General features: G+C 66.3%; 15 protein-coding genes. 5 read left to right on the forward strand and 10 right to left on the reverse strand.

What is annotated here, in order from left to right:
* Positions 1 to 3: 3 nt before the first annotated feature.
* Complete coding sequence (nadA, locus tag EP7_RS21350) at positions 4 to 1,110, reverse strand: quinolinate synthase NadA (protein WP_463524168.1); 1,107 nt, start codon at positions 1,108 to 1,110, stop codon at positions 4 to 6.
* A gap of 171 nt (positions 1,111 to 1,281) precedes the next feature.
* Here nadA and EP7_RS21355 point away from each other — a divergent pair, with 171 nt between their 5' ends.
* The 4 genes from EP7_RS21355 (at position 1,282) to EP7_RS21370 (ending at position 6,671) form a co-directional block, all read left to right on the forward strand.
* Positions 1,282 to 2,340, forward strand: coding sequence for an ATP-binding protein (locus tag EP7_RS21355; RefSeq protein ID WP_463524169.1), 1,059 nt, complete (start codon positions 1,282 to 1,284; stop codon positions 2,338 to 2,340).
* Positions 2,341 to 2,404: 64 nt separating this feature from the next.
* On the forward strand, positions 2,405 to 4,474 hold the full coding sequence (locus EP7_RS21360) for a sensor histidine kinase (RefSeq protein WP_463524170.1): 2,070 nt from the start codon (positions 2,405 to 2,407) through the stop codon (positions 4,472 to 4,474).
* Complete coding sequence (locus EP7_RS21365; protein ID WP_463524171.1) at positions 4,471 to 4,935, forward strand: response regulator; 465 nt, start codon at positions 4,471 to 4,473, stop codon at positions 4,933 to 4,935. The genes EP7_RS21360 and EP7_RS21365 overlap by 4 nt, the downstream gene beginning before the upstream one ends.
* A 149-nt stretch (positions 4,936 to 5,084) precedes the next feature.
* Positions 5,085 to 6,671, forward strand: coding sequence for an ArnT family glycosyltransferase (locus EP7_RS21370; RefSeq protein WP_463524172.1), 1,587 nt, complete (start codon positions 5,085 to 5,087; stop codon positions 6,669 to 6,671).
* A 24-nt stretch (positions 6,672 to 6,695) separates the two neighbouring features.
* Here the strand turns inward: EP7_RS21370 and EP7_RS21375 are convergent, their stop codons facing one another.
* From EP7_RS21375 to EP7_RS21400, 6 genes are all read right to left on the reverse strand, one after another.
* Positions 6,696 to 6,998 carry a glutaredoxin family protein gene (locus tag EP7_RS21375; protein WP_463524173.1) on the reverse strand — a complete coding sequence of 101 codons (303 nt, stop codon included), beginning with the start codon at positions 6,996 to 6,998 and terminating at the stop codon, positions 6,696 to 6,698.
* Positions 6,995 to 9,124 (reverse strand): molybdopterin-containing oxidoreductase family protein, encoded by a 2,130-nt coding sequence (locus EP7_RS21380; RefSeq protein WP_463524174.1) that lies wholly within the window; start codon positions 9,122 to 9,124, stop codon positions 6,995 to 6,997. Before EP7_RS21380 ends, EP7_RS21375 begins: the two co-directional genes overlap by 4 nt.
* Positions 9,125 to 9,147: 23 nt before the next feature.
* The gene (locus tag EP7_RS21385; protein ID WP_463524175.1) at positions 9,148 to 10,269 is read right to left on the reverse strand and encodes a Gfo/Idh/MocA family protein; all 1,122 of its coding nucleotides are present in this window, start codon (positions 10,267 to 10,269) and stop codon (positions 9,148 to 9,150) included.
* 18 nt (positions 10,270 to 10,287) lie between these two features.
* Positions 10,288 to 11,055 (reverse strand): class I SAM-dependent methyltransferase, encoded by a 768-nt coding sequence (locus EP7_RS21390; RefSeq protein ID WP_463524176.1) that lies wholly within the window; start codon positions 11,053 to 11,055, stop codon positions 10,288 to 10,290.
* Between the two features lie 91 nt (positions 11,056 to 11,146).
* The gene (locus EP7_RS21395; protein WP_463524177.1) at positions 11,147 to 11,842 is read right to left on the reverse strand and encodes an HAD family hydrolase; all 696 of its coding nucleotides are present in this window, start codon (positions 11,840 to 11,842) and stop codon (positions 11,147 to 11,149) included.
* Positions 11,843 to 11,996: 154 nt separating this feature from the next.
* The gene (locus EP7_RS21400; RefSeq protein WP_463524178.1) at positions 11,997 to 14,192 is read right to left on the reverse strand and encodes a hypothetical protein; all 2,196 of its coding nucleotides are present in this window, start codon (positions 14,190 to 14,192) and stop codon (positions 11,997 to 11,999) included.
* Positions 14,193 to 14,664: 472 nt separating this feature from the next.
* On the opposite strand from EP7_RS21400, the gene EP7_RS21405 reads away from it, so the two are divergent.
* Positions 14,665 to 16,566, forward strand: coding sequence for a CRTAC1 family protein (locus EP7_RS21405; RefSeq protein ID WP_463524179.1), 1,902 nt, complete (start codon positions 14,665 to 14,667; stop codon positions 16,564 to 16,566).
* Between the two features lie 98 nt (positions 16,567 to 16,664).
* On the opposite strand, the gene EP7_RS21410 is transcribed toward EP7_RS21405, so the two are convergent.
* The 3 genes from EP7_RS21410 to EP7_RS21420 form a co-directional block, all read right to left on the reverse strand.
* On the reverse strand, positions 16,665 to 18,236 hold the full coding sequence (locus EP7_RS21410) for a DUF4340 domain-containing protein (RefSeq protein ID WP_463524180.1): 1,572 nt from the start codon (positions 18,234 to 18,236) through the stop codon (positions 16,665 to 16,667).
* Positions 18,237 to 18,307: 71 nt separating this feature from the next.
* On the reverse strand, positions 18,308 to 21,046 hold the full coding sequence (locus EP7_RS21415) for a Gldg family protein (RefSeq protein WP_463524181.1): 2,739 nt from the start codon (positions 21,044 to 21,046) through the stop codon (positions 18,308 to 18,310).
* A 136-nt stretch (positions 21,047 to 21,182) separates the two neighbouring features.
* Positions 21,183 to 21,911, reverse strand: coding sequence for an ABC transporter ATP-binding protein (locus EP7_RS21420; protein ID WP_463524182.1), 729 nt, complete (start codon positions 21,909 to 21,911; stop codon positions 21,183 to 21,185).
* Between the last annotated feature and the right edge of the window lie 245 nt (positions 21,912 to 22,156).

Genomic DNA, 22,156 nt, shown 5'->3' on the forward strand with positions numbered 1-22,156 from the left:
AACTCACTTCACGTCGAGCATCCGCTGCAAGGCGACGCGGGCCCAGTGGGCCGTCTCCTCGGGCACGCTCACCCGGTTGACGACCGTTCCTTGCAGCAGGTTCTCGACCACCCAGGTCAGGTGCGGCAGGTCGATCCGGTACATCGTCGAGCACATGCAGACCATCGGCGAGAGGAAGTGGACCGTCTTGTCGGGATGGGCCGCAGCCAGCCGGTTGACCAGATGAAGCTCGGTGCCAACAGCCCACTTCGAACCGCTGGGGGCCTCGGCCACCGTCTTCAGGATAAATTCGGTCGAGCCCACCAGATCGGCGGCGTCCACCACCGGCATCGAGCATTCGGGGTGAACCAGGATCTTGATCCCCGGCTCACGCTTGCGGAACTCGTCGATGTGTGCCGGCTTGAACATCTGGTGCACCGAGCAGTGCCCGCGCCAGAGCAAGACCCGACTATTTTCCAGGGCCTCGGGCGTGTTCCCGCCCAGCGGCAGCCTCGGATTCCAGACCGGCATCTGCTCCAGCGGGATGCCCATGGCGCGGGCCGTGTTGCGCCCCAGGTGCTGGTCCGGGAAGAACAAGACCCGCTTGCGGCGGGCGAACGACCATTCGAGCACCGCCCGTGCGTTCGAGCTGGTGCAGACGATCCCGCCGTTGCGGCCGCAGAACGACTTCAGCTCGGCCGTCGAGTTGATGTAAGTGACCGGCATCAGCTCGTTCAGGTCGATGTGCTCGCCCAGGTCGGCCCAGGCGGCCTCCACGCTCTCCAGGTCGGCCATGTCGGCCATGCTGCACCCGGCCGTCATGTCGGGCAGGATCACCTCGACCTCGGGCCTGGTCAGGATGTCGGCCGTCTCGGCCATGAAGTGGACGCCGCAGAAGGCGATGTAGCGGCAAGCGCGGCTTTCGGCGGCCATCGCGCTCAACTTGAAGCTGTCCCCGCGCAGGTCGGCGAACTTGATCACCTCGTCCTGCTGGTAATGATGACCCAGGATCAGCAGCTCTTCGCCGAGCGCCGCCTTGGCGGCCGTCAGCCGCGCCTCCAGCTCCTCGGTCGGCAGGTCGCGGTAAGCCTCGAAGATCAGCGGGGACGCGTCGGACAGGGTCGTGGACATGGCGGGACAACCTCGCTTTCGCTCTCCGGCGACGACCCGAAACCGGGTGGGGTCGTCGCTCAGGCGCACTCTTCCCGTATTATAGACGAGCAAACCTCTCGAAAGGCCCAAAAGTCCCGGACCGGATGGTACGAAGCGGCGGCCGGGCCGCGAACCGGGGAGGCACCGGGCATGACTCAGGCCATCTTGATCGTGGGGGACCGGGCGGGCCACAGCCGCCTCGTCGACCTCCTCCAGCCGCCCGACTTCCAGGCGTCTTGCTCGGACGCGGGGGGGCCGATCGCGTGCGAGTCGCTCCCCAGCCTCATCATCCTGTCGACACAGGCCCATCCTGCGTGCGAGATCCGGGCCATCCGGGCTTGCCGCTCGATCGAGGGTGTTCCGATCCTGGCCCTCTGGAACCCCGCGGATGCGGCGGATGTCGAGTCGATCCTTGATGCGGGGGCCGACGATCTCATTGATCCCGACACGCATCCCGCCCTGCTCCGCTGCAGGGTCGGACACCTGGCCCGCGGGCATCAGCTCCACCTGTCCAACCGCCGAGACGCCCAGATGGCTTCCGCCGGACGGCTGCTGGCCGGCATCGTTCACGAGCTCCGCGGCCCGCTCGCCTCGATCCTAGCGCACGCTGAGTACCTCAGGCTCACCGGCGAGGCCGACGTCTTTCTGCTCTCCGAGATCGAGCCGATCATCAGGGCGGCCGACCTGATGCGGGGCCGCCTGGAACACTTGATGGCCGGGGCATGCACCGGCCCGGGCCGGCCCATACCGCTCGACGCCGCCCCCTTGCTCCGCGAGGTCGTCGACTTCTTCCGCAAGAATCCGAACAGAAACCTCCGCCGCTGGACGGTCGAGTTGACCATCGACGACTCGCTACCCCGCGTCGAGGCCGACCCCGGGCGCCTGTTGCAAGTCGTCTTCCACCTGCTGATCAACGCCATGGAGGCCGTCAGTAATCAGCCGACCGACGGAACCATCCGCGTCCACGCCTGGTCCGATCCCGAGACCTTTGCCATCGAGGTCGCCGATAACGGCCCGGGCATTCAACCCGGCCACGTCGCCCGCATCTTCGAGCCCTCGTTCACCACCAAGCCCGACGCCCGGGGCTACGGACTCTACCTCGCCGCCGAATTCGCCCGCGAACTCGGCGGCCGGATCGACGCGACCAATCAACCCGACGGAGGGGCCCGCTTCCGACTTCAACTGCCTCGCGCCGGTCCGGTCGCCTGATCGGCTTCCCGGGGGAATTCAGGCCCAAACTGCTCACGTTGGCGACATATTCCGAGCACGTCCGATGAGCCGTCTCGCAACCCCTCACGCTGTTCACCCCTGGTCGCAACGGCTCGGTCACCTCGTGCCGCTGGCGGCAAGCGCCGGCGCGGCGTCACTTGCCGTGTACTGTGGATTTCCCTCACTGGCGTTGGCCGTGCTTGCAATCGGCGTCGCCGGCAACCTGGCTGGCTGGTGGGCCGCTCGGGCCGAGACCAGGCGGCTTCGATCCAACCTGATCGACTCATTGTCGAGCTGGGCCGAACGGCCGGCAAGGCAGGAGCTTCGCGTCGCACTCGGACTCACCGACGCAGACTGGCTCAAGTTCGGTCCCTCGCTCCGACTCTTGCGCGGCGAAGACCCGCCTCCGCCGGGCCTCATGTCGCCATACCACTCCGAACCCGGCACCATCAGACGCGGGCATAACCCTTCGCTGATGACCCGCAGCGGCATGTTCGAGCCCCCGATGGCGCCCCACGTCGCCACGTTCGATCCGAATGCGTCCGCCGACTACTCCACGGCCGACATGGTCAATCGCCTTGAACCCGGCACCCTCGATTGGATCGACTCCAGCGCCGCGGAACAGTCATTCCTGGGCTTCTCCCTGGCCAAGCTCCGGTCGATGTCCTTCCTCGATATTGTTGACCCCGAGGACCGGGGACTCGCCGCCGAACAGCTCAGGATGGCGCTGCTCAAGGGGGAGGCGCATGGGCTCGTCTATCGGATCAGGACCGCGGACGGCGAGCGTAAGGCCATCGAGGTCAATGTCGGCGTCCGCTACGGTCCCGGCATGGTGGCGACCCATCTCCGCTGCCACCTCACCGACGTCACCGCCAAGCTCAGGGCCACCCGCGAGCTGCGGCGGCGGACCAGGGAGCTGACCCTGGTCAACCAGCAGCTCAGGAAGGCGAACCGGGAGCTGGAAGACCTGCGAGACCGCTATCGCGACCTCTACCAGAACGCCCCGGCGATGTACTTCAGCCTCGATGCCAACGGCCGGTTCACCGAGGTCAATGACACACTCGTGCGTGCGCTGGGCTATCCCCGCGAGGAACTCGTCGGCCGCCCCTATTCGATGCTGCTCACCGCCGAACGGCGGAACGGCTTCGCCAGCCAGATGACCGCGTTCGTCAAGACGGGCACCGTCGAGGTCGAGAGCAACTGGCGGTGCGCCGACGGCCGGTCGCTCGACGTCTGGGTCTCGGGCTCGGCCGTGCTCGCCGCGGACGGCTCATTCGACCACTCGCGGAGCGTCGCCCAGGACATCACCGCTCTCAGGACCCTGGAAGCCCAGCTCCAGGTCAAGAACACCAAGCTCGGCCGGACCAACGAGGAGCTCTCGCGCAAGAATCGCGAGCTGGATGAGTTCACCTACGTGGTCTCGCACGACCTCCAGGAGCCGATCCGCACCCTCATCGCCTTTTCCGACTTCCTCCTCAGGGATTACGGTGAGCAGCTCCACGAGGAAGGTCGGGAGTATGTGCACTACCTCGTCGACGCCTCTCGGCGGATGCGTTCCCTGATCCAGGACCTGCTGAACCTCTCGCGAGCCGGCTTGGTGACCGGCGAATTCGGACCGATCGACCTGGATTCGCTCATCGACGAGGCCCGCGCCGACCTCGGCGAGCTGATCCGCTCGAAAGGGGCCGAACTTCGAGTGCGAGGCCCGCTCCCCTCGATCTGGGGAGACAGGGAGCGTGTCGGCCAACTCCTGCGCAATCTCCTGAGCAACGGCTTGAAGTACAATCGGGACCCAGCCCCCTGGGTCGAAATCTCGGCCGGGCCCGATGACCCCGCCGGGTTGGCGGTGCTGGCGATCCGCGACAACGGGATCGGCATCGAGCCGCAGTTCCACGCGAAGATCTTCCAGCTCTTCCGAAGGCTCCACAATCGGGACGACTACGAGGGGACGGGGGCAGGCCTGGCCATCTGCGTCAAGATTGCACAAGCCCACGGCGGCCAGGTCCGGGTCGAGAGCGAGCCGGGAAAAGGATCGACTTTTTTCGTCAGCCTTCCCAGGCCACCGACGATGACTCAGAAGACGACGGCCCTCATGACCATCACGACGCCAACGCCGGGCACCAATTCTCCATGACTCCGTCGCTTCACATCCTGCTCGTCGAGGACAGCAAACCGGACGCGCTCATCATCGAGCGTGCCCTGCGTGAGGGCCATGTCGCCCACACCCTGGTCGTGATCCAGGACGGCCTGAAGGCCCTGGACTACCTGGGCGGCCTGATCGGCGACGGCCCAACGGGCGACGACACACCCGACCTGATCCTGCTCGACCTGAATCTGCCGGGCCTGGACGGCTGCCAGGTCCTCTCCCGGATCAAGTCCGACGAACGCCTCAGGTCCATCCCCGTCGTCGTCCTGACCACTTCGCGGCGTGAGGAAGATGTACGCCGGACTTACCAGGCAGGCGCCAACACATTCATCCAGAAGCCGTCGGAGTTCCCCCACTATCGCGACCTCGTCGTGGTCCTGAAGCAGTACTGGCTCGACTACGCTCTCCGCCCCCCCCGACATCGCCTCACGCAAGGCCACGATCGCTGATTTTCAGCCCGTTTCGCCGGGTCTGATCGGCCGAGGAACGGGGCTCCCCTCGCTCGGCCCCCGGGATCTTCGAACTTGCATCGCGTCCGGAACTAGTGTGAGATGCCTCCGCAACCCGTGGATCTCGCACCCAAGGAGGGGACGACAGGATGGACTCCCGGTTCCCGCTCGCCGCCGATGCGCACGAGGCCCCCTCGGGCCGGACCAGGGCCCGCCGCCGCATCGCCGTCCCGCTGGTGCTGGCCGCCCTGACCGCCGCCGCGGCGGTTTATATGGGGTATCATTGTTTCTCCATCGGGCCGAGCCTTGAGGACTCGAATATCCTCGAGACGGTCCTGATCCGCTCCCTCGGGTCGCAATTCCTCCTCGGGCCGGGCGCCCTCTATGGGCCATTCACCAGCGACCACCCCTGGGTCCTGATCCACGCCCCGCTCTATTACCGCCTCGCCGGCCTGATGGCCTGGCCGGCCATCATCCGGGGTGTCGACGTGGACCTCGCGTCGCTCTACGCCGGGCGGATCCTGGCGTTCGCCGCCTGGGTGGCCACCCTGGTTGTCGGCTACAAGCTCACGCGTCTGGACGGTGCCCCCCGCTGGGCCGGCTACGCCTCGGTCTGCCTGATCGCCTCAGCGGCGGTGCTCGCACCGTTCCACGTCACGGTCCGGCCCGACACCCTGGGTCTCTTCTTCCAGACCGCGGGCGCCTGGCTGGTCGCGCGGGCGTGGCTCGATGGCCGTCGACCGACTCGCGACCTGATCCTGGCTTACACCGCGTTCGCGCTGGCCTCCTGCGCCAAGCAGCACGACGTCTTCGTCGCCGCGGCCTGCTCACTGGGCTTGTTTGTCGGAGTCTTCCGCGGTCGCTTCCGAGCCCGAGACGTCATCGTAGCTCACGCCGCGTCGGTCGCCATCGTCGCCGCGTATTACGGCGTTGAGGAATGGGTGACGGGCGGCATGATGTCCCGGTCTGTGTTCATCCTCCCCGCGCGGTTCCGCGAGTTGACCTACGGCGGCTGGCCCCGGGTCGGGATCATTTTCTACGACGTCATTCGCCGCTCCGCAGGCCTCCTCGTCATCGCCGTCGCCTGCCTGTTTGCATCGAACCGTCGACCGGCCGGCAACCGACTCGACGCGTTCCTGGTCGCCTTGACCGCGGTCGAAGTCCTCTCGATGATCCCGCTCTGCTTGTACAGCACGGGTTCGTTCTATAACTACGCCATCCAGGCCGTCGTCTTCCTCTCCATCCTCGTCGGCCGCGCCCTCCCGCGTGTGCTCGAACCGACCGAAGAGACTCTCACGCCCGCGCGCCGCCTGGCATCGGCCATCGTCGTGCTGGCGACATTTGCCCTGCTCGCCGACGTCACGCGGTTCTCCCTGATCAGCTACCGACTACGGACCGAGACCAACCAGGCGCTAAGCGACCTTGTCGCGGCTTCGAGACTCTCGGGCATTGGCCGCGAAGGACGCTACTTCATCGATGGGCCGCAGCACAACCGCCTCGTCGGCCGAGGCGAGCTCTCGCACGATGAATGGCTCTATGGCGCCTACGAAGCGACTGGTGATGTCGAACCCCGCCAGAAGTGGCTCAAGCAGGCTTTGACGGGAGACGGTCCCGTCCACCAGGTCATCGCCACTCTCGACAAGCCAACCATCCCCGGCATTGCCGAGTCGATGGAAGAACTTGGGTACCACCGGGTAGGAGTATACGGTCCATTCCGAGTCTGGCAGCGAGATTGAACAGGAGCCTGGGAAGGTCGCTGCTCAGGACCGCCCCTCAGCTTCGATGAGTCGATCGAGGAGTTCGGGGATAATTTTCCCCTTGAACCGGACCTTTCCATCGATCGCCACGACGGGGACTTCCAGCCCATAGCGGGCCGTCAGATCGGGGGACGTGTCGATATCGACCGTCTCCAGGGCGAAGCCGTGGCGCGCCCTCAACGGCTCGAGCACGCCCATCGCCGTCAGGCAGCAACCGCATCCTTCCCTGGTGTAGACTGTGACCTTCCAGTGGGAAAGATTCGCGGCGGTCCGGGGCCTTAGCAGGCGGGCGAGGGCTGCGATCATCGTCGGGTTTCCTTCCCGGTCGGGTCGGTGGCGGGCCCGACCTGCACGAGATTGTCGAAGAAGGTGGCGCCACCCCCCATGTCGGTGAGCGCCGTCGAGGTGGTCGCGTTGGCGTTGGCTGCTCCTGGCACGAGCTTGTTCCAGTAGAGGCCGGCAGCGACCGCGACCCCGGGCTTGACCGAACCTTCCAGCGCCACCTTCGCCAGGAACCGTCCACGATCATTATAGACCTCGGCCCAATCCCCGGCCCGCAACCCCCGGGCCTCGGCATCGGCCGCCGCCATCTCAATCGTCGGCTCTCCTGCCGCCTTTCGATGGCTCGTCGAGTTGGCGAACGTGGAGTTGAGGAACTGCGGACGCGGCGGGCTGAGGAGTTGAATCGGATACGAACGGGCCAGATCGGGCCTAGTCTGCGGATCCTCGCGAGGCGGAAGATAAGCAGGCAGAGGGTCGAAGCCCGCACTGGCCATCGACTCCGAATACAGTTCGCACTTGCCCGACGGTGTGGGGAAATCTCCCTCGGCGAACGGTGAGTATTCCTCGGGAAGATTCAAGCGGACGCTCTGCTCGGCCACAAGTCGCTCGTAGGAAATCCCTTCCAGCGTTGGGCCGCCATCGAGGACCTCGCGGATCAGCGTCTCATCATCCGGGAACAGATCGGGCTCGAATCCCATCCGATCGGCCAGGGCCCGGAAGACGTCATTGTTGGAGCGGCATTCGCCGCGAGGCTCGATGGCCGGCGGGTTGTACATCACGAAGTGGTGGCCATAGGAACCGTGGACGTCCACATGCTCAAGCTGGGTCGTCGCCGGCAGGACGATGTCGGCGTAGTCCACAGTGTCGGTCGCGAATTGCTCGTGGACGACCGTGAACAAATCGTCCCGGGCCAACCCCTTGAGAACCTTCGCCTGGTCGGGGGCGACGGACGCCGGGTTGCTGTTATAGACATAAAGGGCCCGAACCGGACCGCCTGGTAGCTCGCCGGCCAATGCTTGCGCCAGCTCGTTCATGTTGACCGTGCGAGTGCCGGGCGGCGAGAGGTCGGGTCGGGTGAGCCGTTGCATGTCGAAGTCATAGGTCCCACTCGTCGTGAGCAAGGCCCCGCCGCCGTGGTCTCGCCAGGCCCCCACGATGGCAGGAAGGCAGGCAACCGTGCGGACCGCCATCCCGCCGCCAAAGTGCCGTTGCATCCCGTAGTTCAGGCGAATCAGCGACGGACGTTCGGTCGCATAGCGCCGTGCCAGGGTCTCGATCTCGGCCGGTTCCAGGCCTGTGATCGACGCAACACGCTCGACGGGATAGTCCTCGTGCGCACGACGTCGGAGGAGGTCGGCCCCGATGGTGGCCCGTTCCAGATAGTCTTCATCCTGGAGCCCATCCCGCCAGATGACGTGCATCAGTCCCAGGGCAAGCGCCGCATCGGTCCCTGGGCGGATCGCCAGGTGCCAGTCGGAACGGGCCGCGGTTGCGCTTCGGAACGGGTCGATCGTGACGATGGTGGCCCCGTCGCTTCGGGCTTCGATCATCCGACTCCAGAGGTGACCGTTCGTATTGGCGGTGTTCGATCCCCAGTTGATCAGCAGCTTACATTTTGACGCGGCCGAAGGGTCGGCCCCCAATCGACCGCGTCCCACGGTGTATTCATAACCGGCCGCCCCCGCGGAGGCGCAAATGGTCCGATCCAGAAGACTTGCGCCAAGTCGGTGGAAGAACCTGCGGTCCAGGCTGCTGGCCTGTAGCTTCCCCATCGTCCCGTAATAGCTGTAGGGCAGGATCGACGCAGGCCCGTCGCCCGAGGCCGCGATCTCGGCGAACCTCGAAGCGATCTCCCCCAGCGCCTCATCCCAGCCGATCCGAGCAAACCGCCCAGACCCTTTGGCGCCAACCCTACGAAGTGGAGTTAACAGCCGCTCGTCGCTGTTCACTCGATCCAGGTAACGGGCCATCTTCTGGCAGAGGAACCCGCGAGTGAACGCGTGATCTTTGTCCCCTTCCAGCGAGACGGCCACCCCACCCACCACCCCGACGACCATCTGACAGGTGTCGGGGCAGTCGAGCGGACAGACACACTTGGTTATCGATTTGACCGATTCCAAGGACTCATCTCCCCGGCCGAAATCGGCCATGACGAAACGAACCCGGCGCCCCTTCAGGGGGTGGCCAGGGGCGTGTCGATCCAGCACTTGCGCTCGTGCGAGACCAGCACCGCGTCGGCCACGAGCTGGGCATTCAGTCCGTCCAGGAAGCTGGGTACGGCGTCTCGGCGTTCAACGATCGCCGAGACGAATTCCCACATCAGGTCGTAGCGGAAGACGGTCGCGGGCTTACCCTGGCTGGGGTCGCGGGGGCTCCCCTCGGGCTTGAGGAACTCGGCGGGTACTGCCACGGGGGCCAGGTCGCTACCGGTCTTGCCCAGGAGGATCGAATTGGGCTCATGCAGCCGATAAACGGCCGAGCCCTCCGAGCCGTTGATCTCGGCCCACTCGTGGCCGAAACCGTCTCGGTTGTATCCCTTGGCCAGGGTGGTCCCTTCCCAGACGCCGGTCGCACCCGATTCGAACTCGCCGATCAGGCACGACCAGTCGTCCACGTTGGAGGGGGGGCAGGACTTGCCGTCGGGCGTGGTGGTCCTGGGGGCGAACCGGGCCACGGAGCCGCTGACCCTGCGGATGGGGCCGAGGAGGTCGATCGCGAAATCGATCCGGTGGATGGTCATGTCGAAGAGGTCGCCGGCCCCGGCCTTGTCCTTGTACTGCCGCCAGCCCCAGCTCGTCTCGGGCCAGTCCAGGAACCGCTGAGACCGGAAGTGCCTGGGCTCGCCCAGGACGCCGCTCTTGAGCAGGTGCCTGAGGTAGCGCATCGATGGGGCGAACCGATAGGTGAACGCCGTCATGTTCACGACGCCATTGTCGCGCGCCGCCTCGTACATCTGGCGGACTTCCACGCCGTCCAGACCCAACGGCTTCTCGCACATGATGTGCTTGCCGGCGGTCGCCGCGGCGACGGCGATGGGTAGGTGGGTGAAATTCGGCGTGGCGATGATGACGGCGTCCACCGAGTCGTCGTTGCAGAGCGTGGCGGGGTCGCTGGTGACGTTGGAGCAGCCCCACTCTTCGCCCTTCTGTCGGGCCAGTTCGGGGTTGGCGTCGCAGACCGCGGCCAGCTCGGCCCTGGGGTCGAGCCTGATGGCAGGGACGTGGTGATAGTCGCTGACCGCCCCCGCGCCGATGATCCCGATCCGCACCTTCTGCCCACTCTGGCCCTTCGTCATCGTCGGTCATCGCTTTCGTCAGAGAGAATCTGCGGACTCGCCCGTCCGCCGCAGGACAGCCAGCAGCGAGACCCCCGCAGGGGGGCGAAACCAGCTCCATGTGCCGGTCGACCGAAGGAGCCGGAACAGGGCCTCGTTGGCGGGCCCGGGCGGGATTGCATCCTCGGCCCTCGGGGCGCCCGGCTTCAACGGGACGAGCTTGCGCCACGACCGGACCAGCCAGATGGCAGGCAGGAGCGCGGCGTTGAAATACTCGCAGCGCTCGACCTTCACGCCCGGCACGGAACCGATCAGCTCCAGCAAGTCGGCCTTATGATAGCGCCTGTAGTGGTGCAGGACCACATCCCAGTCGCTCCAGAGCCACCGAAGGGCCGGCACAGTCAGCACGATCAAACCGCCGGGCCGGGTCAACCTCACAAGTTCGGCCAGCGCCCCGCGATCGTCCTCGATATGCTCGAGCACATCCATGGCCGTCACCACCGTCGCGCTGCCGTCGGGCAGGTCGACGGCGTGCAGCGGGGCCTTCAGGCAGCGGCCGCCGGCCCCCTCGATCCTTGGACGGGCCAGCTCGATGCTCTCGTCATGGTCGTCCACCCCCAGGATCCGGCAGCTCCCGGCCATCTCCTCGAGCCATCGCCCCGTGCCCATCCCGGCGTCGATCAGGAGATCCTCGGGGGCGAGCTTCAACGACCGGTCAATCCAGCGACGGACGATCGCACGCTTGCCCCGATAGAACCAGTGATCGCGGTCGATCCGGTCGAGCTTGATGTATTCTGCGGGATTCATGGGGGCGTGACTCTCGGGCGAGGCAAGGCGGCGCGGCCGACCAGGCCCATCAAAATAGCCGATCCCCCCGGAGGACTCCAGCCGGGCAGCCTCAGAGTGTCAGGCGGCAGGCCAGCGCGTTCACGTCATATCCGATCAGATTCGGAACCGCCTCGTCGGCACCCGCGGCGAGCAAGGCGGCCAATGAGGTCGTGGTCCCGACGCCGACCGCCCACGAACCCGCGGACTTTGCGGCCTGGATACCGACCAAGGCGTCTTCGAAGACCACGCTCCGCCTTGGGTCCAGGCCGGCCTTCTTCGCGGCGACGAGGAAGATCTCGGGGTCGGGCTTGCCTCGTCGGACATCCTCGACGGAGGCGATCGAAGAGAAGTAGCCCTGGAGACCGCATGCCTCGACGGTCAGCTCCAGGTTGGCCCGCACGGCGCTGGAACCGATGGCCAGCCTGAAGCCGGCGGCAAGCAGGCGATCGAGCAGCTCGCGGACGCCGTCCATCAGCACGACCCGGCCTTGGGCCACCGAACGGTAGCACTCTTCCTTGATGTCCGAGTATTGCGCCAGCTCGTCGGCCGGCCGTTCCTCGCCGAAGATCCTGGAGAAGATGCTCGGGTTGGTCATCCCGAACGTCTCGTGGATCAGCTCGGCCGAGACGGGCAGGCCGCAACGCTGACCCATCTCGACCCAAGCGTCCTGATGCATCGCCAGCGAGTCGACCAGCACCCCGTCGTGGTCGAAGATCGCCAGCGGAGGTGACGCGTTGGTGTTGCTCGATGAATCGGGCATGGACATGGAGGGAAGTCCTTCGGCGACTCGGGGGCCGACGGCGCCCCCGTTGCTGGAAATGGCGGAAGGCCCGGCCGGAAAACCCGGCCGGGCCTCGATTGATGTTCATTCTACACGATCGTGCGAGCCGACGCCGGACATCGGACTCTCGCGGGACCGGTCAGCGAGTGCCCGGCTGGGGTACCGAAGGGTTGGGGATGGGCGGGGTAGCGGGCACCAAGGGCTGGGGCTCGGCCGGGGTGACGGGCTGGACGACCGCCGCAGGGTCGGTGGCCACCGGCGGGGGCGCGACGGCCGCAGGCTCGGTAATGGGGGCCGCGGCGGCGACCGGCGGGTTGGCGTTCGCCTCGATGGCCGGGTCGGCCTGGGCGTTGGGGTCGCGTGCCAGCACCAGCCTCATCCATCCGGTCGGGTCGAGCGGCGAGACCTCGCGGATGATGAACCCGCGCAGGGGAAGGTTCGAGAGCGGCAGGTCGAGCGGCTGCCCCTGGATCTTCAGGCGGGCGGCGGCCAGCACGATGTTCGTGGTCAGGCCCGAGAGCGGGACGGCCTTCGACTCGTCGTCGTTGATCGCATAGATCTTCGTCCCCAGGCCGGGGTCGAACTCCTCGACCCGACCGGTCAGCCGCAGCGGGCTCGTCGGGGTCTCGGGGGCGATCTGAACCGAGATGGCGAACTCGGCCTGCGGCGAGACGATCCGGTAAATCTGGGCGGGCGGGCCGATCAGGCCGCCGCCCTTGGCCGCCTGCGGCGGCGCGGGGACTTCCAGCTGGAAGTCCTTGACGAGGGCGACAAGGTTCCCCTTGGCATCTGCCTCGAACTCGGGCGGCTTGCTCGGCTTCTTCACCCGGATCGCCTGAGCGGCGGGGTCATTTAGCGCTTTAGCTGCGGCAACCGCCTCGCGATAGGCGTTGAAGTCGACATTGGTCCGGACCTTCACGCCGTCGCGCGGGGAGGCTCCGGGGGGGACCTTCTGAGTTTCGATCATGACGTTCTCGACCGCCTTGGCCTGATCCGAGATCAGGTAGCCGTCGGCCAGATTGTTCAGGATCGAGCCGAGGTGGACGTCGGCCGTGATCCCCGTGGACGGGGCGGCGAATTTGGTCGGCTGTGGCGACTCGGCCCCGACGCTGGAGGGAAGGTCCTTCCAGACCAGCTTGCCGCCGATCAGGGCGAATTCGGGGCGGGAGCGGAAATCCAGGCCGGTGACGAGCACGTTGCCCAGGGCGAGCGTGTTGTTGCCGATCAGGAACTTCGACAGGGCCGCGTTGCGCTGCGCGGCTTCGGCCGAAGTGCGCTCGTTCGTCTCCTCGGCCGACTCCTTGACGACGTTCTGCTGGATCTCGGGGATCGCGTTGTTGTAGATCTCCTGGGTGATCCGGCCTTGATTGAAGCCGACCAGGGAAGCGATGGCCCGGCCGAAGCCCCCGCCGGGCTGCGGGGTCGTGGAGATCAGGGCGTTAACGGAGTGCTGATAGGTGGGGATGATCTGAAGGCCGGACGGGCGGATGACGACCAGCACCGTCAGCGTGGGCGAGCTGAACGAGGTCGCCCCGACCTGATACATCTTCGCCACCCTGCGGCCGCGCTTGTCCTGCTCGAGCTGACTCTGGAAGTCGGTGATCGGCGTAACGCTCGACAACGCCTGGCTGTTGGTGAACGCGATGCCGTCGTCGCTGGGGAGGAGCTGGAAACCGAGATAAGGGCCGGCGGTCACCTGCGACCAGTAGCCTTTGCGAAACACCGGCCCCGACGTGACCAGGTTCGCCGCCAGCAGCGGGTGGAGTGTGGGCGTGTCGGCCGTGATGTCGAGGTTTGGCAGGCTCCAGAGCCCGCCTAGGGCCTGCTCGAGGGCCAGCGAGGGACCCCAGGGACGGGTCTGATTGCCCCCCCTGATCGCCTCCAGCCCGAGCTTCAGCCGCGCGAACGCCTGTCGGCGGACGGCGACGGTGGGGGCCTCTTCATAAGCCTTCAATGAGCTGGCCAGCTCGTTGTCCACGAACCGGATCCAGCCGTCTCCGTTGGTCTTGGCCGATGGGTCGGCCTGCACCGAAGCCTGGACGACGGCGAGCACCGACCGCTCGGCCTCGGCCAGCTTGAGCCGCGGCTGGAGCCAGGCATCGAGGGCGGCCTGAATCCGGTTCGAAGGCTCCCAGGCCACGCCGCGGAGGGCCGCCGAGAAGTAAGCGAGCCGGCCGAGCGAGGCGCCACGGGCCTCCGACTGCTCGGCAGCGGCGTAAGTCTTCAGCTCGCCGTCGATCGCGTCGAAGATGGCATTCCAGCCCGGTGAATTCGGGTCGGGAACGACCCCCGGCTTGGTCCATTCGGCCCGGAGCGAATCGATCGCCTCGCTCACGCCGACATAGCTGGGGGTTGCTGGCGAAGCCCCGAGGCACGCCAAAAAGCAAAGGGCGACGGCGGCCCGCCCCCAAGTTTGCGCACGTTGCATAAGCGTCGTCCTGCTAATTGTGGCTCTTCACCAGACTCAACAAAGATCGCATCCCGACGGCGGACGGCATGACCACAAATTCCACCCAAACATCCAGGATGGTCCGATTTTACCAGAATGTCTCAAGTCCCGGCGTCGAACTCTGGCAATTCCAGTGATTGGATTGAGTGGGCAAATTGGCCAAGCGGTGCCGTGGCCGATGGGCCGGATTTAGCATCCCTCGTGCCAGCGGAGGCGGGAGAAGACGATTCGAGGTCAAGGTCGCCGCTTGACGGGCGATTACGCCCTCGCTTGCACGACCAGGATGGGTCTATGATGGTCCGTAGGCCAAACTTCCGGCCGACCTCAATATCGCCATCATTTCGCGGAGAATTCCTTGATGTTGGCCCAAAGAGCCGGGCTGTACCCCTCGCTGCGCATCAATATTCCCCTCGCCCTGTTCGCCGCGTCGCTGCTTTTCGGCTGCAATCGCGGAGTGGACCTCGACAAGGGATCGGGCGCCGCGGCGACTCCGGATGTGCCCAAGCTGGCCGCCCCACCGGTCGTGCAAGACACGACCCCGAAGTCCGCCGGCGATTCGGACGACCGTCTCTCGGGATCCCGGGTGGCCCATCCTTCGAATCTTTCGATCCCGCAGTCACCCAGTCCATTCCGATTCGAGGACATCACCAAGTCTTCGGGCGTCGACTTCGTCCACCTCTCGGGGATGAACGCCGAGAAGTACTTCCCCAGCGCCAATGGGTCTGGGGCGGCCATCTTCGACTACGACGGCGACGGCAAGATGGACCTCTACTTCGCCACCGGTCGCGAACTTCCCGTCGACGCCTCGAGCGCGCCGGGGCCTTCCAACAAGCTCTATCGCAACCTGGGCGGCGGCAAGTTCCAGGACGTCACGGGGACCTCGGGGCTGGGATTCCGCGGCTATTGCCACGGGATCATCGTCGGGGACCTCGACCATGACGGCGACCAGGACGTCTTCCTGGCCAATCTCGGCCAGAACGTCCTCTTCCGCAACAACGGCGACGGCACGTTCGCCGACGTCAGCAAGGCGGCCGGCATCGACAGACCGGGCTGGTCGTCCGGCGGGGCGGTCATCGACTACGACAACGACGGCGACCTCGACCTTTACGTATCCGACTACGGCCGCTGGCATTACCCCGAAGACCATCGGAAATGCACCGGCGAGGGGGACGGCAAGACGCTAAGGCTCTACTGCTCGCCCAGGAGTGTCACGACCGTCAAGCATCACCTCTATCGCAACAACGGCGACTTCACCTTCACCGATGCGATTGACGAGGCACTCGGCGTCGCCGGGCTCGACGGCAAGAAAGTCGCCCGATCCGACGGCCATGGCTTCGGCGTCGTGACCGCCGACGTCAACGGCGACGGCAAGATCGACCTGTACGTGGCCAACGACCTCAACCCTAATTTCCTCTACATCAACAAGGGCGACGGCACCTTCGAGGACGTGACCGACTCGTGGGGCGCGGCCTTCGACGAGAAAGGCCTGGCGCAATCGGGAATGGGCGTCGACTGCGAGGACATCGACGGCGACGGCCGCCCCGACCTGTTCGTGACCAACTTCCAGAATGAGTACAACACGGTCTATCAGAACCTGGGAAACGGGTTCATGGATATGACCGCCTTCTTCGGCCTGGCCGCAGACAGCATCCCCTGGGTTGGCTGGGGCTGCGCCCTGGGCGACTTCGACAACGACGGCTGGCCCGACGCGTTCGTGACCAATGGTCACGTCGACGACAATCGGGTCGAGCTGGGACAAGCGGGCGACCATGCGCAGCCCCCCCTGCTCCATCGCAACGAGCCGACCGGCGACACGCGGCGATTCAAGCTCTCGACCCGCGATGTCGGGCCTTACTTCGATACCAAGCACGTCGGCCGAGGTGCGGCCTTCGGCGACCTGGATGACGACGGCCGGCTCGACATCGTGGTCAGCCATCGCGACGGTGCCCCGGCAATCCTGCTGAATCGGACGCCCGGAGAGAATCGGTACGTGCGGCTGGACCTCGTCGGCGGAAAGAGCAACCGGAACTCGATCGGGGCTCAGGTCGAGCTCAAAGTGAAGGGCCGGACGATTTATCGCCAGGTCAAGGGAGGGGTCAGCATGCTGTCATCGCACGACCCTCGGCTCCTGATCGGGGTCGGGCCGAACGAGGTCGTCGAGTCCCTGGTCGTCCGCTGGCCCTCCGGCGCCGAGATCCGTCAGGCCGACCTGAAGACCAATCAGACCCTCCGGCTCGAGGAGCCGAAGTCCACCCCCTGACGAATCGCCGAGAAGACGAAAAATGAAGGCGGCGGCGAGGAGAAGATCTCCTCGCCGCCGCCTTCGTCGCTTCGATGCCGATCGTCTTATCCCCTCGATCAGGGATGACCGCCCATCCCAGGGAGGTTCAACGGAAACGACGGCTGACCGCCGCCCGGGGGCATCGCCCCTTCGGGCTTCTCAGACTTGGGGCGGATCAGGGCAGCGCGATCCAGAGCGATGCCGCGGAAGCTGTCGCCCGGCGTGACGTAGTACCAGTCGGCGAAGCGATCGGAGAGACCCTGCACCGTCTTCTGGGCGACGTCGAGCGACAGCTTGACCTTCCTGGCCTGTTCGTCGGCCTTGTCCTTCGCGGCCTTCTCTTCAGCGATCCGCTTGGGGTCGCCGGGATCGAGCTGGAAGACGTTCTCGGGGAGTTCGAGCGGAGGTTCCGGAGGAGCGGGAGGGGGCGGGACCAGCGACGGGTCGTAGGCGACGGTCACCATGAGGTAGCGATTGTCGGCGGCCCCGGCCCCTTCGGCGGACTTGTCCTTGGGCTTGGCCGCGTCCTTGGCGGGGGCCGTATCCTCGTCGCCCGCGGAGAGGGCCTCGCCGGTGGCGATGGAGACCTCGCCGTACCGCAGGGTGTAGACCGCGCCGTCCTCGGTGTAGACCTTCACGTCCCCCTCATTGGAGAGGATGTCGCCGGCCTTGGTGGGGTAGAACCCGCGTGAGCCGAGCGACGAGACGACCTGCTGCGTGAGCTTGAGGGCCTCGCCGCCACCGGCCTTCAGGTCACGTGAAAGGCCGGGCGGCTTGGGCCGGACACCGACGATCTTCAGGTCTCCCAGGGCGGTCACCAGGGCCTGGAGCTTTTCGCCGTTCAGCTCCTGGCCGGAGGGCAACTCGCCGTCGAAGGTCCAGGGGCTCGACGCGTCCTTGCGCTCGATGGTCAGTTTCTCGCCGGGGATGATCGCCATGCGGTCGGGGTCGACCTTGTGGCCATCGAAGACGATCTTGCGGATCTTCGGGCCTTCGAGCTTGAGCAGGTTGGTCTCGATCCAGTCGCTGAACTTGGTCGAGAGCTCCACCTTCACGTTCACGCCATAGGTCCGCTTCTGCCCGGGCACTCGCACATATCGCTGGCCGGGACGCTCGCGGACCTCGTTGCCGATGATGAAATCGGCCAGCACGCGATCGGAGGCATCCTTCAAGGTCACCCGCTTGCCGCGTCCCTTCAGACTGGTGGTCTTCGCGTCGAGGGGGTCGACCACTCCCAGGGTCTCGTGATCCTCGGCGCGGTCGCTTCGGATGGTGTCCTTGGTCAGGTCGATGACCCCGGCGGCGGTCTTCGCCAGCCGGTCCTTGGCGTCGGCCGGGTAGTTGTAGTGCGACGGAATTGTCCAGAGGCCCGGCTTCTCGGCCTTGGCGGCCCCCTTCGCCTGCTCGGCGTCGGGCTTGCCGGGCAGCCTGGTGACCTGGAACGGGAGGGGTGTTGCGGTCGATGCGTCGAAGTCGATGACCTCGAGCGTGGTGCAGGTGGTCGGGTCGTTGAACTCGGGGAAGAAGGGCTTCCCCTGGTCGTCGAAGGCGGCGGCCGTCGAGGCGTTGCCCGGCAGCCGAACCGCGGCCGCGCCGGCGAACACGGCCGCCGCCGCGACGAATGCGATCGTCTTCTGGAGGTCGGTCATCGATCAAGATCCCCGCTGGGGTTGGCTCAAATGGGTTCGTGTGGGCTGCGTCGGTCCGATCCGGCGAGCCCTCAGGCCAGGCGGGTCGGGCTGGCGCCCGTGTTCTCGCGCCTGATCCGGACGCCGAGGACGACGATGCCCAGGAAGAAGGCCGGCAGCGGGGGGATGAGGATGGCGAGGGTCCGGAACCGGTTCTGGTCCCCGCGGATCTTCCGCTCCAGCTCCGACTTGATGTCCTGGAGCTTGCGCCGCTTCTGGTTCTCGATGTTGGCCTTGTCGACGTCCAGCCGGCGATTCTCGACCTGCTGGAGATTGGCCAGCATGATCTCCTTGGTGCGGTCGTCCATGTCGGTGCGGGCACTGACGGCGGCCACCTTCTCGTCGAGCGCCTTCTGGCGCCTGGCCAGGTCGTCGTCCGCGGCCGTCTCGGCGATCTTGGTCTCGGCCTGGCTCTGGTCGTAGTAATTCTTCGTCTGCGCCTCGAACAGCTCCAGCGTCCTGTGCCTGGGCCGACGCTTGCGCAAGGCGATGAACGAGTCGTCGCCGGCGAGGGTATCAACGCAGTTGAGCACGAAGGTGACGTTGTCGAAGTCGAGGTTGGCGACCTTCTGACGGCGCAGGTCGAAGAACTGCTCGGAGATCAGGTCAAGGTCGGCGATGACAACGGCATTGATCGCCGCGGCGGCTTTCTCCTCGGACTTGGCGTCCTTGGCCTCGGCCGGCTTCGAGCCCTGAATCCGAGCGGCCAACGTGTAGGCCAGACCGGTCGCAAAGTGACGGCGGCTCTGGTTCAACGGGCCGAGGCCCATGGGGCCCTGCCGGGTCAGGTCGCGGAAGGCAATCGTCCCGCCCGAGTCGCCCGTCTTCAGCAGCGGTGTGAACTCAAGGCCCGCGACGCCCCTGGGGCGCAACAGGCCGGGGAACAGCATGACGATTTCCTGGAGCCCCGAGGTCGAGGGCTGGTCGGCGTTGAACGCGTCGTTGCCGGCGTCTCCGCGGCCGACGAAGACGATCTCGGGGGGGAGGTCGCCAAGCTGCGGGTGCGGGTTGTACGTGCTCCAGACCGTCTCGGTGTTGGGCCAGTCGACGCCCAAAAGGGTCAGGAGCGGGGTCAGATCCCCCTTCGGCTCGGGGGGCTGGCCGCCGCCGAACATCCCGCCCGGCGGCTGCTTGGGCACCTCGGGGGCGAGTTGGGGGTCGAAGATCGGCATCGGGTCGAGGAACAGCAAGGCCGGTCGGCCCGCCTTGACGTAAGCGACCAGCGTGTCGATCTGCGGCTGTGTCAGGGACGACGGCTGGGCCACGAGCAGGCAGTCGAGGTCGGTCGGGATGGGCGCATCGGGCGCGACGGAGCTGACGTCGTACTGCTTCTTCAACTCGGTGACGACCGACCATTCGGGGGCCTGGCTCATGGCCCTGAACTCGAATCCGCCAAGAAGCTTGGCGTCGGTGCCCAGGATGCCCACCTTCTTGCGGGCGCTGCGGGAGGCAACCCGGATTGATCGTGTCAGCTCATATTCAACCGGAAGACCGGGATCGAAGAACGGGACGACCACTTCTTCCAGGCCCGACGTGAACGCCACGCCCAGGAAGACGTCGGCGGTCTGCTGCTTGGCCTGGTCGCGGCTGAGCACCCGCCTCGGCTCGATGCCGAACCGCGTCTCGGCATCGCGGGCCGCGTCGGAATAGAGCTCGGTGTCGACGAGGTTGAGCTGGACCCGGTTCCCGCCACGGGCGGCGAATTCCTTGAGCAGGCCGACGAGGCTGGCCTTCGTCTCGACGAACTCGCGGGGCACGTCGGGGCTGATGTACGCCTGGATGTAGACCGGGCGATCGGCCGAGACCTGGTCGATCAGGCGGATCGACTCCGGAGAGAGCGTCGAGAGCCGCTCCTCGCTGACGTCGGCCCTGGCGCCAGCCCGTGCGATCAGCACGTTCAAGCCCGCCAGGCCCACGATCAGGGCCAGGCAACGGACCAGGAAGTGGGCCGAGAGCGCCTTGCTCCGGGGCCCGCCCACCCAGTTACGCCGGCCGAGCAGCACCGTGTTGGCATAGAGCATCGCCGCGGCCAGCGACAGGAAGTAGAAGACGCCCGAGAGCGGCACCACCCCGGAGCCGAAATCCTGGAACTGCGCCGGAACCGAAAGCGATTCCACCTGCTGCCGCACCACCGGGCCGAACAGCGCCCCGAGCATGCCGAAGTAGACCGCGATGGCGCCGAAGACTGCGCCGAGGATGAAGCCCACCGTCACGTTGGACGAGAGCAGCGACGCAACCATCCCGATGGCGATCAGCATCGCCCCCATCAGCCAGTAACCCAGGTAGGTCGCGGCAATCACGCCCAGGTCGGGCTTGCCCAGCCAGGACAGGAGCGGCAGGTGCCCCAGGGCCAGGAAGACCAGCGCAGTGGTGTAGATGCCCAGTGCCGCCAGATACTTACCGAGCACCACCTCGACGTCGCGGGCCGGCAGGGTGAGCAGCAGTTCCTCGGTCCCCTGCCTGCGCTCCTCGGCCCAGGCCCCCATCGTGATGGCCGGGATGAAGAAGAGCAGCAGATAGGGCATCCAGGCGTTGAGCGGGTCGAGGTTGGCCAGGTTGTTGGCGAAGAACTCCGGCTGCCAGAACGCCACCCACGAGCAGACGAAGACGAACAAGGTGATGAAGACGTAGCCAGCGGGGTTGCTGAAGTACCCCGAGAAGTTGCGGCGGAAGACCGCCGAGACGATGCTGGGCCGGAACGGGCTGCGACGGCGGGGCTGAGAGCCAGCCCCGATGCCGGCTCCGGCCTGTTTCTTCTGGACGGTGGTCACCGGGTCAATCCTCGTTCTGGAAAGTCGGATGAAGGGAGCGCCCGGCCTGCGGAGTCGGCCGGGCGTCGCCGCCGGCGCGGGGGCGCGCCGGGGTCATCTCGGATCGTTCATGGGGGTAGGCTTCGTGCCGCGAGTTTCAGGCGGGCTGCGCGGTAAGCCGGTGGAACTGCTCTTCAAGCGACCGGGCGTCTGGCGCCAGTTCCGAAGGCTTGCCGTCGAAGACGAGCTTGCCATCGTGGATGAACAGGACGCGATCGGCCACCGGCTCGACTTCCTGGAGGATGTGAGTCGAGACAAGCACGGTCTTCGACTTGCCGAGTTCGCGAATCAGCTGGCGGACCCCGCGGATCTGGTTGGGGTCGAGCCCGCTGGTCGGCTCGTCCAGGATGAGGACGTCCGGGTCGTGCAGCAGCGCCTGGGCCATCGAGACCCGCTGGCGATATCCCTTCGACAGCTTGCCGACCGACTTCTGGGCGACCGAGGCGAGCGAGCATTGGTCGACGACCGCCTCGATCCGCCCCGCGAGCCTGGCACCGGTCATCCCTCGCGCCGAGCCGAAGAACTTCAGGTGTCCCAGGGGGGTCATGTCGGGATAGAGCGGGCCATTCTCGGGCAGGTAGCCCAGATGCTCCGCGGCCGAGATCCGGTCGGCCTGCACGTCAATGCCGGCGATCCGCGCCGTCCCTCGGGTGGGGGCGATGAACCCGGTGAGGAGCCGCATCGTGGTCGTCTTGCCCGCTCCATTCGGCCCCAGGAAGGCGACGACCTGCCCCTTGGGCACGGTGAACGACACGTCCCGGACCGCCAGGAACTGGCCGAATTGCTTGGAGAGACCCACGGCCTCGATCATCAACGGACTGCTCATAAGATCGACTTCCTCCGACCCATCCCCGGGCAAGCTCCGCCCGGCGACGAGACACCGACGGCCCACATAGGCCCCGATTATGCATGGCCCGGACGGCGTAACGCAACCATCCCGGCCACATCCGAGGAATGCACGCGGATGTCCGCGAATTCAGCGAACCTCCGGGGCCTCCGCCCGCTCTCCTCCTATACGCAACGAAGAGTGCGGATCGTTCGCCGGGCCGGGGCAAAACCTTTAACGATCTT

Source organism: Isosphaeraceae bacterium EP7 (assembly GCA_038400315.1).
GTDB lineage: Bacteria > Planctomycetota > Planctomycetia > Isosphaerales > Isosphaeraceae > EP7.